Origin of the sequence: Lentzea sp. (assembly GCF_035525475.1) — a bacterium.
In the GTDB taxonomy this organism is placed as follows: domain Bacteria; phylum Actinomycetota; class Actinomycetes; order Mycobacteriales; family Pseudonocardiaceae; genus Lentzea.
In genome coordinates this window covers 1-11,248 of record NZ_DATLEC010000020.1, presented here as the reverse complement: position 1 = coordinate 11,248, position 11,248 = coordinate 1, and the positions used below count along the sequence as shown (strand labels likewise).

The window sequence follows — 11,248 nt, the reverse complement described above, 5'->3', positions numbered from 1 at the left end:
CACCCCGTCTCCGTCTGCCACCAGTTATCAATCACGGGCACGCCAAGCCGCATCCCTGCCCAAAGCAACGTGTCCGGGTCGCAGCGTTCACCCGCTAGGAAGAGCGCGCGGAATCGGCTTAGGTCGTAGCGGCGCATGTGTTCGCCCGCGTGGTCTTCGCGTTTGATCGCGCGGAAGGCGGTCGGTGCCGTGAAGAGCACGCTGACGTTGTGCTGCGAGACGACTCGCCAGAAGGCGCCGGGGTCGGGCGTGCCGACCGGCTTGCCTTCGTAGAGGATCGAGGTCGCGCCGTCGAGCAGCGGGCCGTAGACGGTGTAGCTGTGACCGACCGCCCAGCCCACGTCGGACGCGGTCCACCACACCTCGCCCGGCTCGATGCCGTAGAGGTTCTTCATCGACCAGTAGAGCGCGACGCAATAACCGCCGGTGTCATGCACCACGCCCTTGGGCTGCCCGGTCGTGCCCGAGGTGTAGATCAGCGTCGCCAGGTCGCCGGGTGCGATCTCGTCGACCAGCGCGTCGTAGTCGCCCTGCGCCTTCGGAACCGCGCCGAACCGCAGCACCTTCGCGTCACCGGGCATGAGGCCCGCGTGCTCGTCGGTCTCGACGACCACGATGGCGCTGCCGGAGTCGCCGATGATGTGCGCGACCTCGGCCTCGGTGCTGTTCGGGTAGATCGTGGTCGTGGCGCCGCCGGCCGCGAGGACGGCGAGGTCGGTGACGATCCACTCGATGCTGGTGCGCCCCATGAGCGCCACCCGATCGCCCTTGCGCAACCCCTCGGTCCGCAGCCCGAACGCGAGCTCCGCCACCCGTTCCTGCAGCTCGGCCCAGGTGAGCGAGGCCCAGCCACCGTGGTCGCGGTACCGCATCGCCTCGGCGTCGGGCGTGCGCGCGGCCCTCTCGCGCAGCAGGCCGGGAATCGACAGCGCCATTGCTCTCCCCTTCTCTGGAGCGTTGCTCCAGAGCGGTACTCTAACCCCCGTGGCCGACCGACGACAGTCTCTCCTCGACGCGGCGCTCTCACTCGTCTCCGAGGGCGGCCTCGACGCCGTGACCATCGCGGCCCTCACCGAGCGTTCCGGCATGTCGAACGGCAGCATCTACCACCACTTCGGCAGCAGGGCCGGCGTGTTCGCCCAGCTCTACGCCGACAGCTACGCCCGCTGCGTGGCCGCGATGCTGCCGGCCCTGGACTCGCGCCCCGCCTCCGCGGCCGTGCGCGACCTGACGCTGCGCTACCTGGACTGGGTGACCGCGAACCCCAGCCGCGCCCGCTTCCTGTACGCCGCCCCCGACCACGCCGACCCGGTGGCCAAGCAGGCGGAGTTCGCCCCGGTGCTGACCTGGTTCTCGGACCGGACGGCCGCGGGCGAACTGCGTCCCATCCCGCCGTGGGCGCTGGAACCCGTGGCGATGGGCCCGGCCCACGAGTCGGTCCGCCGGTTCCTATTGGGCGTCTTCGACCTGGCCGCGGCCCGCGAACTGATCGCCGACGCGGTGTGGTCCGTCCTGTCGCCCTAGAACACACGTTCGATTATGCTGCGGTCCATGCGCCAGGGTTCACTCTTCGACCTGGAAGCGGAGCCCGAGCTGGCCCCGCTCGCACCGCGCCGGACGTCTCTGGACGCCGGGGCGTGGATCGACGTCCAGCCGGGCTGGCTGTCGGGCGCCGACGCGTTGTTCGACTCGCTGGTGTCCACCGTGCCGTGGCGCGCCGAACGCCGCCAGATGTACGACAGCGTGGTCGACGTGCCGCGCCTGCTCTGCTTCTACTCCGGCGCGCTGCCGTCCGACGTGCTGACCTCCGCGCGTTCGATGCTGTCGCAGCACTACGGGGACGAACTGGGCGAGCCCTTCACTACCGCCGGGCTCTGCTACTACCGCGACGGGCGCGACTCCGTGGCGTGGCACGGCGACACGATCGGCCGCGGCCAGACCGAGGACACGATGGTCGCGATCCTGTCCGTCGGCGCGCCGCGTGCGCTGCTGCTGCGGCCGCGCGGGGGCGGTGAGACGCACCGGTACGCGTTGGGGCACGGCGATCTGCTGGTGATGGGCGGGTCGTGCCAGCGGACGTGGGAGCACGCCATCCCGAAGACGTCGAAGGTCGTGGGGCCGCGCATCAGCATCCAGTTCCGCCCGCACGGAGTCCGCTGAGCGCTGTCAACGCGTTGTCGCCGGGCTGTCGACGGCTTCTGTGACCGTGGCTGTCACTTCGAGCTTTCTCACCGCATGCGGACCGCACTCGGTCGTCGCACGCACGAAGAAGGAGACACCATGATCAAGCAGAGGCTGGCGGCAACCAGTTCCGCCTGCGCAACATCAACGACAACCTCTGCCTGGACTACGCGAGAGCGGTGAACGGGCAGAACGCCAAGGTGCACGTGTGCGGCAACGACACGTTCCAGCGCTGGCAGCTGAACGTGGCACCCGAGGCCCCCGGGTTCCTCCGGCTCGTGAGCGCCGGCCGCGTCGGGGGCACCAACCTCTGCCTCGACCTGCTGGGCGGCTCGCCGGCCAACGGGGCGTCGATCGGCGTCTGGCAGTGCGGTGTCGGGAACGACAACCAGCTCTGGCACCAGGGGTGACGAGGGGGTTCCTCCGGTCCGGTCGGCGGACCGGAGGAACCTTCCGGTCACGCGGTCCTCACCGCGACCAGCTCCTCGGACTTCTCCCACACGCGCCGCGCCTCCTCTTTCGAGCGCAGACGGCTGTAGAGCGGCACCTCGGCGGGCGGACCACCCAGGCCGCCCGCACCGCTCGGCCCGAAGAACCCGCCGGGCGAGGGAGACGTCGCGGCGAGAAGAGCGGGGAGTTGAGCGGACTCGACGGTGCCGACGACGATGCCGCGAGCCGACAGGAACCGGATCACGCGCACGCTCAGCGTGTCGGAGTCGCGAGCGACCTCCGGGCGGGCGGCCAGCAGGTTGGTGGGCGCGATCCCGGGGTGGCAGAGGTTGCTCGTGACGCCCCAGCCGCCCGCCGCACTCCGCCGGGCCAGCTCCAGGCCGAACAGCCCGAAGGCGATCTTCGACTGGCTGTAGGCCTTGCCGCCGCTGTACGAACGCTCCCAGTTCAGGTCGTCCCAGTTGATGGCGTTCGCGTTGGCGGCGATGCTGATCTGCGACGTGACGCGGGCTCGGCCGGCGCGCAACAGCGGCAACAGGTGCTGCACCAGGGCGAAGTGGCCGAGGTGGTTGGTGCCGAACTGCAGCTCGAACCCGTCGGCCGTCGTCTGGCGGTCGGGCGGGGTCATGACGCCGGCGTTGTTGACGAGGACGTGGACGGGCTTGTCCTCCTCCAGCAGGGTGGAGCCCAGCGCGGCGACCGAGCGCAACGACGACAGGTCGAGCTCGCGCAGGGACACGTCGGCTCCGGGGACCTCGCGGCGGATCACCGCCACGGCCGCGGCGCCCTTGGCCTGGTTGCGGACGGGCATGACGACCTCGGCCCCGGCCGCGGCCAGCCGGCGGGCGATGCCGAGGCCCACGCCGTCGCTGGCGCCGGTGACGACGGCGCGTTTGCCCGCCAGGTCCGGGATCTCGATGTCGAACTTCCTGCGGGCCATCGCGCACTCTCCTGCTCGTCGTGGGGTTGCCTCCACAGTGGCTGAGCGACCGGTGCTCATCCAGGACCTGTCGATCCGTGGATACGGCGGCGCACGAGCACTAGAAAAGACACGTGGCGATCGACAGAGCAGGGTTGGCGGCGTTCCTCCGGCTGCGCAGGGAGGCGGTGCAGCCCGAGGACATCGGGCTCCCCCGCGGGCCGCGGCGCAGGACGAACGGCCTGCGCCGCGAGGAGGTCGCCGCGCTGTGCAACATGTCCGCCGACTACTACGCGCGCCTGGAACAGGAACGCGGGCCGCACCCGTCCCCGCAGATGGTCGCCGCGATCGCCCAGGGCCTGCACCTGTCGCTGGACGAGCGCGACCACCTGTTCCGGCTCGCCGGGCACGGACCGCCCCCGCGCGGGTCGCTCAGCGAGCACGTCGGTCCCGGCCTCGCCCGCATCTTCGACCGCCTGCAGGACACCCCGGCCGAGATCGTCACCGAGCTCGGCGAGACGCTGCGCCAGACCCCGCTGGGCGTCGCCCTCACGGGTGACACGACGCGGTTCACCGGTCCGGCCCGCAGCCTCGGCTACCGGTGGTTCACCGACCCGGCGTGCCGGGCGCTCTACCACCCCGACGACCACGAGTTCCTCGGCCGGATGTTCGCCTCCGGCCTGCGCGAGGCCGTGACGCGGCGAGGACCGGGGTCCCGCGCCGCGCAGTACACCGACCTGCTGCTGGCCGGGAGCGAGGAGTTCCGGACCGTGTGGGACGCCCACGAGATCGGCCTGCGTCCCCGCGAGGTCAAGCGGTACGTCCACCCCTCGCTCGGCTCGCTGGAACTGCAGTGCCAGACGCTCCTCGACCCCGAGCAGTCGCACATCCTGCTCGTCTACACCGCCACGCCGGGCAGCGAGAGCCACGAGAAGCTGCAGCTGCTGTCGGTCCTGGGCACTCAGCTCACCTAGGCCGGTCGACGCAGACCGGCGGCCGGGCTCAGGAGCAACAGCAGCAGGCCCCAGTAGCTGATCAACGGCGACAGCACGAGGGCCAGCAGCAGCATCGCGGTCGGCAGGAGCGCCCGCAGCACCACCAGGAGTGAGAGCCCACGCCCTTCCACGGCCAGGTCCGGGCTGCCGTGCACGAGCAGGGTCAACGCCGTCAGCAGGGCGCTGCTGACGGCGATCGTGCCGATGTAGAAGAACTGCGTGAAGTGGTCGTCACCGGGCCTGCCGACGAGCTCCGTCGGAAACGGCAGCACCACGATCGTGAGCAACCAGGCCATGTTCAGCAGCATCAGCGGCGAGTTGTAGCGCTTGACGTTCTCGAACAGGCGGTGGTGCGTCATCCACAGCTGTGCGATGACGGCGAAGCTCAGCAGGAAGCTGAAGATCTGCGGCCAGTGGCGGTGAACCAGCTCCGCGGGGGGCTCGGAGCCCGGTTCCGAGACGACCTCCACCAGCGGCAGCACCAGCAGGGTGATCGCGATGGCGACCACGGCGTCGGTGAAGAGGACCAGGCGGTCGGGTTCGCGCTTCGCGGTCACCCGGCCAACCTAGTCCTCAGTGGACGCGCGGAATCAGATCACGTCCACGAACACCGGGTTGGCGTAGAACCAGAGGTCGGCCCACGGGTCGGAGTTCGCGATCTCGTCGATCACCGGGTCACCGGCGGAGGTCAGGCGGTTGCCGTCGCTGCCCCGCAACCTCAGGTAGAACGACCGCTCGACGTTCTTGAACGTGTGCGTGAACCGGATCTTGCCCTTGCGCGGCACCTCGAACGTCTTCGTGACGGCGGTTCCGGGCGCCGTGAACACGTCGCGGTCGACGGCGGGACCGGTCACCGGGCCGGAGATCAGGTCGACCTTCGCCGGCGACGGCACCGAGCCGGACCAGTTCGGGCCGGAGGCGCGGTCGATCTCGATGGTCACCTCGACGTCGCCGCCGCGGCGCACGAACGTGCGACCGCCCAGCGTCACGCCGCGCAGGTCGTCCCGCGAGCGCACGCGCAGCTCCAGGCCGTCGACCAGACGTCCGTGCACGGTCAGGACCTTGCCGGACTGCAGACCGCGCATGACGTCCACGTAGGACCGCGAGCGCGCTCCCACGACGTTCGCCCCGTACTGGCCGGGGAAGAAGTCGCCGTAGCCGGTCTGCTTGACGCCGGAGTCGATCGGCGCGCCTTTCGAGCCCGTCGTGGCGTGGTCCTGCCTGCCCTGCGTGAAGGTGTCGCCGAAGACCTGGTGCACGTCGGAGTTCGCGGTGATCCACCACGGCCTGCCCTCGGCGAGCAGCGAGTCCCAGAGACCGCCGACCTTCGCGGTCATCCAGTCGAAGCCGCCGTGGGTGCGGTAGGACTCCGCCGGGTAGGCGGGGAACGACTCCGGCAGCGGGGCGGCGGTGTCGTAGTAGCCGCGCGCTCGGCCGGGACCGCCCGCGGACTTCGGGATGCCGGCGGCCTGGTGGCCGGGCGCGCCCTCCATGCCGACCGCGACGCCGGGGGCCGCGTCGCGCCAGCCGCGCAGCTCGTGCGGGCTGTCCACGCCGCGCCGGGACGGGTGGTTCGCGAACATCAGCGCGATCTCGGTCCGTCCGGAGAGGACCTGCGCCTCCAGGTACCGCAGCGCCGCCAGCGCGAGCGGCTCGGTGTTGTTCGCGATCCGTCCGTCGTAGGACAGCTCGAAGGCCTTGAGGATGTCGACGGTGTGCTTGCCGGGCGGCAGGAAGACGGTCGCGTGCTCCGCGCCGGGGATGTTCCACTCGAGGCCCTGGTAGACCAGCACGTCGCGCTGGTTGCGGCGGGCGCGCTCGATGTCGGGCGTGACCTGGTCGATCGAGAACTTCTGGTGCGCGGGGCCGCCGTGGTCGGTGATCACGACCCAGTCGAGCCCGAACTCGCGGGCTTTGCGGACCTGCTGCTCGATCGTGTACTGGCCGTCGTCGGAGTACTGCGTGTGGATGTGGTGGTCGCCGGCGTACCAGCGGTCGCCGTCACCCCACGGGTTGACGGGGACGTGCGCCTCGGCTGTCCCCGTGCCGGCAGCGGCGGCCACGCCGACGGCGCCGGCCGCGATGCCGAGGCCCGCCAGGAACCTGCGGCGTTCCACCGATGACGGACGGTCGTCCCCGGGGTCGAGCCAGCTGCCCTCGACCGGCTCTACCTCGTGGTGGTGATGCGTGTGATCACCGTGGGGGTGACCGTGTGAGTGGGACATGCGCAGATCACATCCGGTCGAGCTGTCCAGGGAAACGAACAGCCGGTGAACCTTTGTACCGGAAATCCGGTCACACGGCCTGGACGGCCAGCAGCGCGAGGTCGTCGTGGTCGTCGCGGTCCAGCCACTTCAGCACCGCCTCCTCGCAGTGCCGCGCGATCTCCTCCGCCGACTGCCCCTTGCACTCCTTCAGCACGGCCCTCAGCCGCTGCTCGCCGAACAGCTCCGTGCGGTCGGTGTGCGCGCGGGCCTCGGTGAACCCGTCGGAGTAGAGCACCAGCGTGTCGCCGGGCGCCAGCGTGACCTGCTCGCCGGAGAACCGGACATCGGCCAGGATCCCGACGATCGCACCGGTCGTGCTCACCTCCTGCACGCTGCCGTCCGCCCGCAGGATCAACGGCACGGGGTGGCCGCCGGAGGCCAGCGACAGGCTCGCTCCCCCGGCCGCCAGCGGCACGAGCTCGCCCACGACGAGAGTGGTGAAGAGCTTCGAACCGGTGGCGCGCAGCGACGTGTTGAGCAGGTGCAGCAGCCGCACAGGGTTCGTCTCGACGAGCGACAACGCCTGCAGCGACTGGCGCACGCGTCCACTGTGGACCGCGGCTTCCAGGCCGTGGCCGCAGACGTCGCCCAGCGCGAACGTCGCCGAGCCGTCCGTGCGCGGGTGCACGTCGTAGAAGTCGCCGCCCACCAGCGCTCGCTGGTGGGCCGGGATGAACACCGAGGCCAGCGACACACCGGGCACCTCTGGCAGCGGCAGCGGCAGCAGCGCCGAACGCAGGATCTCGATCGTCCGCTTCTGCTCGGTCAGCCTCGACGACGACTCCAGCGCCGCGGCGGCGTGCTTGCCGAACAGCCGGACCCGCTCGACGTCGTTCGGCGCGAAGTCGCCCTGGCGCAGCACGACCAGCGCGCCGCCGACTCCCAGCGGGACGGCCAGCCCGCAGCCGAAGTTCTCCGGCACGCCCCAGCTGCCTTCACCCAAAGAGGTGATCCTCGCCAGCGTCGTCATGCCCGTCAGCACCTCGGTGATCGAGGACACCCGGCGGGGCGTGCGGGTGACCGTGGGCTCACCGCCGCCGCAGCGCCACCACTCCAGGCGGTCGCGCGTGGCGGGCACGACGGCGACGCAGTGCTCCCCCAGCAGCTCCGCGGCGAGCTGCACGATCGTCTTCAGCGTGGCCTCGCGCGACGTGCCGCTCGCGAGCCGCAGGTGGGCGTGGTCGAGCGTCGAGTCGGTGAAGTACCAGGCGCTCCAGCCGTCGCCGAGGTCGTGCTGACGGCCCGCGACGTGCACGTCGAAGTGCTCGCCGAGGAACAGCCGCGGGAACCGCGCGGCGGCCGCGGCGTTGCGGACGCGCACCACGCCGGCGGGGTCCACGACGAGGACGGCTTCGCGCAGCCCGTCCACCAGGCGCTGCCAGCCGTCCAGGTCGATGCCCACGGCGCTGCTCATCCGCTTTCGTCCTGTGCGGGCGGCCGGTTCATCACGGCCTCCTGCGGGTTGTCGGCGTGCATCGCGGCATCAAGTTACCTCGCTCCCAACCTAACGTGGCAGGCTTGTCCGCGACCACCGAGGCACGGAGGCTTGGAGTGACCACGGCCAGCGAAGAGACGGACGCGACCCTCGACAGGGTTCTCTCGGCGATGAAGGACCTGCGCGACGGCAACTTCCGCCGCAGGCTGGTCGTGCCGGGGAACGGGCCGGTCTCCGCCCTCGCGGACGTGTTCAACGAGATAGCGGACCGCAACCAGTGGCTCGCCGGTGAGCTGGGCCGGGTCCGGCAGGCCGTCGGCCAGGAGGGCAGACTCACCGAACGGGTGGCGCCCGCGGGCACCGCCGGTGGCTGGTCGCTGATCGCGGACTCGGTGAACGGCCTGGTCGAGGACCTGATGCGGCCGACGAGCGAGCTGAGCCGCGTGCTCGCCGCCGTCGCCGAGGGCGACCTGACCAAGCGCATGTCGGACCAGACGCTGCGCGGCGAGTTCGCCACGCTCGGGTCGACGGTGAACGGCCTGGTGGACCAGCTGTCGTCGTTCGCCGACGAGGTCACCCGCGTGGCCCGCGAGGTCGGCACCGAGGGCCGCCTCGGCGGCCAGGCGAAGGTGCCGGGCGTGGCGGGCACGTGGCGCGACCTGACCGACAACGTCAACTCGATGGCGAACAACCTGACGAACCAGGTCCGCAACATCGCCCACGTCGCGACCGCGGTGGCCAACGGCGACCTGACCCAGAAGATCACGGTCGACGTCTCCGGCGAGATGCTGGAGCTCAAGAACACGCTGAACACGATGGTCGACCAGCTCTCGTCGTTCGCCGACGAGGTGACGCGTGTCGCCCGCGAGGTCGGCACGGACGGCAAGCTCGGCGGTCAGGCGAAGGTCCCCGGTGTCGCCGGCACGTGGCGCGACCTGACCGACAACGTGAACTTCATGGCGGAGAACCTGACGACCCAGGTCCGCAACATCGCGCAGGTCACGACCGCCGTCGCGCAGGGCGACCTGACCCAGAAGATCACCGTCGACGCGCGCGGCGAGATCCTGGAGCTCAAGTCCACGATCAACACGATGGTCGACCAGCTCTCCGCCTTCGCCGACGAGGTCACCCGCGTGGCCCGCGAGGTCGGCTCCGACGGCCGGCTGGGCGGCCAGGCGCAGGTCCCCGGCGTCGCCGGCACGTGGCGCGACCTCACCGAGTCGGTGAACGTCATGGCGAACAACCTGACGACCCAGGTCCGCAACATCGCCCAGGTCACCACCGCCATCGCGCGCGGCGACCTGACCCAGAAGATCACCATCGACGCCCGCGGCGAGATCCTCGAGCTCAAGACCACCATCAACACGATGGTCGACCAGCTCTCCGCCTTCGCCGACGAGGCCACCCGCGTGGCCCGCGAGGTCGGCACCGAGGGCCGCCTCGGCGGTCAGGCGACGGTGCCCGGTGTCGCGGGCACCTGGCGCGACCTGACCGACAACGTCAACTTCATGGCGAACAACCTGACCAACCAGGTCCGCAACATCGCCCACGTCGCGACCGCGGTGGCCAACGGCGACCTGTCGCAGAAGATCACCGTCGACGCGCGCGGCGAGATCCTGGAGCTCAAGTCCACGCTGAACACGATGGTCGACCAGCTGTCGTCGTTCGCGGAGGAGGTCACCCGCGTCGCACGCGAGGTCGGCACGGACGGCCGCCTGGGCGGTCAGGCGCGCGTGCAGGGCGTGGCCGGCACCTGGAAGGACCTGACCGACAACGTCAACCTGATGGCGGACAACCTGACCAACCAGGTCCGCAACATCGCCGCCGTCGCCACCGCCGTCGCGAACGGCGACCTCTCGAAGAAGATCACCGTCGAGGCGAAGGGCGAGGTCGCGGCCCTCGCCGAGACGCTGAACGGCATGGTCGACACGCTGCGCGCGTTCGGCGACGAGGTCACCCGCGTCGCCCGCGAGGTCGGCACCGAGGGCATCCTCGGCGGCCAGGCGCGCGTGTCCGGCGTCGCGGGCACGTGGAAGGACCTCACCGACTCGGTGAACTTCATGGCGGACAACCTCACCAACCAGGTCCGCAACATCGCCCAGGTCACCACCGCCGTCGCGCGGGGCGACCTGACCAGGAAGATCGACGTCGCCGCGCGCGGCGAGATCCTCGAGCTCAAGACCACCATCAACACGATGGTCGACCAGCTCTCGTCGTTCGCCGACGAGGTCACCCGCGTCGCCCGCGAGGTCGGCACCGAGGGCAAGCTGGGCGGCCAGGCCGAGGTGGAGGGCGTCTCGGGCACCTGGAAGCGGCTCACCGAGAACGTCAACGAGCTGGCCGGGAACCTGACCCGGCAGGTGCGCGCGATCGCGGTCGTGGCCACCGCGGTGACCGCGGGCGACCTGACCCGGCAGATCACCGTGGACGCGTCCGGCGAGGTCGCCGACCTCAAGGACAACATCAACCGGATGATCGGCAACCTGAAGGCGTCCACCCGCGCCAACCAGGAGCAGGACTGGCTGAAGACGAACCTGGCCCGGCTGTCCGGCCAGATGCAGGGCCACCGCGACCTCAACGCCATGGCGTCGCTGGTGATCAGCGAGCTGACCCCGCTGGTGTCGGCGCAGCACGGCGCGTTCTTCCTGGCCGACCCGGAGTCCAACGCCCTGGACCTCACCGCGTCCTACGGCTACCTGCCGCCCGCGGGCCGGCCCAAGCGGTTCACCCGCGGCGAGTCGCTGGTCGGCCAGGTCGCGCGGGAGAAGAAGACGGTGCTGGTCACCGACGTGCCACCGGGGTACCTGGAGATCGGCTCGGGGCTCGGCGCCGCGCCGCCCGCCAACCTGGTGATCCTGCCGATCGTGTTCCAGGGCGAGACGCTCGGCGTGATCGAGCTGGGGTCGTTCGGCGAGTTCACCGAGGTGCACCTGGACCTGCTGGACCAGCTCAAGGAGAACATCGGCGTCAACCTGAACACGATGCTGGCCAACGCCCGGAC

At 70.7% G+C, this 11,248-nt stretch carries 10 protein-coding genes; 5 read left to right on the top strand and 5 right to left on the bottom strand.

Annotated elements, in window-relative coordinates; genetic code table 11:
• Positions 1 to 935: AMP-binding protein (locus VM306_RS02350; protein WP_325510526.1), on the bottom strand; the 935-nt coding region annotated here is incomplete at its 3' end.
• Positions 936 to 984: 49 nt separating this feature from the next.
• Here VM306_RS02350 and VM306_RS02345 point away from each other — a divergent pair.
• Genes VM306_RS02345 through VM306_RS02335 form a run of 3 tightly spaced genes read left to right on the top strand, consistent with a single transcriptional unit; the run spans position 985 to position 2,591 of the window.
• Positions 985 to 1,524 (top strand): TetR/AcrR family transcriptional regulator, encoded by a 540-nt coding sequence (locus VM306_RS02345; RefSeq protein ID WP_325510525.1) that lies wholly within the window; start codon positions 985 to 987, stop codon positions 1,522 to 1,524.
• A gap of 15 nt (positions 1,525 to 1,539) precedes the next feature.
• On the top strand, positions 1,540 to 2,160 hold the full coding sequence (locus tag VM306_RS02340; RefSeq protein WP_414672317.1) for an alpha-ketoglutarate-dependent dioxygenase AlkB: 621 nt from the start codon (positions 1,540 to 1,542) through the stop codon (positions 2,158 to 2,160).
• Positions 2,161 to 2,210: 50 nt separating this feature from the next.
• Positions 2,211 to 2,591 carry an RICIN domain-containing protein gene (locus tag VM306_RS02335; protein WP_325510528.1) on the top strand — a complete coding sequence of 127 codons (381 nt, stop codon included), beginning with the start codon at positions 2,211 to 2,213 and terminating at the stop codon, positions 2,589 to 2,591.
• A 47-nt stretch (positions 2,592 to 2,638) separates the two neighbouring features.
• Here the strand turns inward: VM306_RS02335 and VM306_RS02330 are convergent, their stop codons facing one another.
• Positions 2,639 to 3,571, bottom strand: coding sequence for an SDR family oxidoreductase (locus VM306_RS02330; protein WP_325510523.1), 933 nt, complete (start codon positions 3,569 to 3,571; stop codon positions 2,639 to 2,641).
• 113 nt (positions 3,572 to 3,684) lie between these two features.
• Here VM306_RS02330 and VM306_RS02325 point away from each other — a divergent pair, with 113 nt between their 5' ends.
• Entirely contained in the window at positions 3,685 to 4,524 is an 840-nt protein-coding gene (locus VM306_RS02325; protein WP_414672316.1) for a helix-turn-helix transcriptional regulator, read from the top strand.
• Here the strand turns inward: VM306_RS02325 and VM306_RS02320 are convergent.
• The 3 genes from VM306_RS02320 to VM306_RS02310 form a co-directional block, all read right to left on the bottom strand.
• Positions 4,521 to 5,102 carry a TMEM175 family protein gene (locus tag VM306_RS02320; protein ID WP_325510522.1) on the bottom strand — a complete coding sequence of 194 codons (582 nt, stop codon included), beginning with the start codon at positions 5,100 to 5,102 and terminating at the stop codon, positions 4,521 to 4,523. The genes VM306_RS02325 and VM306_RS02320 overlap by 4 nt on opposite strands.
• A gap of 33 nt (positions 5,103 to 5,135) precedes the next feature.
• Entirely contained in the window at positions 5,136 to 6,662 is a 1,527-nt protein-coding gene (locus tag VM306_RS02315) for a PHP domain-containing protein (RefSeq protein ID WP_325510521.1), read from the bottom strand.
• A gap of 178 nt (positions 6,663 to 6,840) precedes the next feature.
• Positions 6,841 to 8,226, bottom strand: coding sequence for a PP2C family protein-serine/threonine phosphatase (locus tag VM306_RS02310; RefSeq protein ID WP_325510520.1), 1,386 nt, complete (start codon positions 8,224 to 8,226; stop codon positions 6,841 to 6,843).
• A 137-nt stretch (positions 8,227 to 8,363) separates the two neighbouring features.
• Between VM306_RS02310 and VM306_RS02305 the strand changes: the two genes are divergently transcribed.
• The coding region (locus tag VM306_RS02305) for a HAMP domain-containing protein (protein ID WP_325510519.1) at positions 8,364 to 11,248 on the top strand (2,885 nt) is incomplete at its 3' end.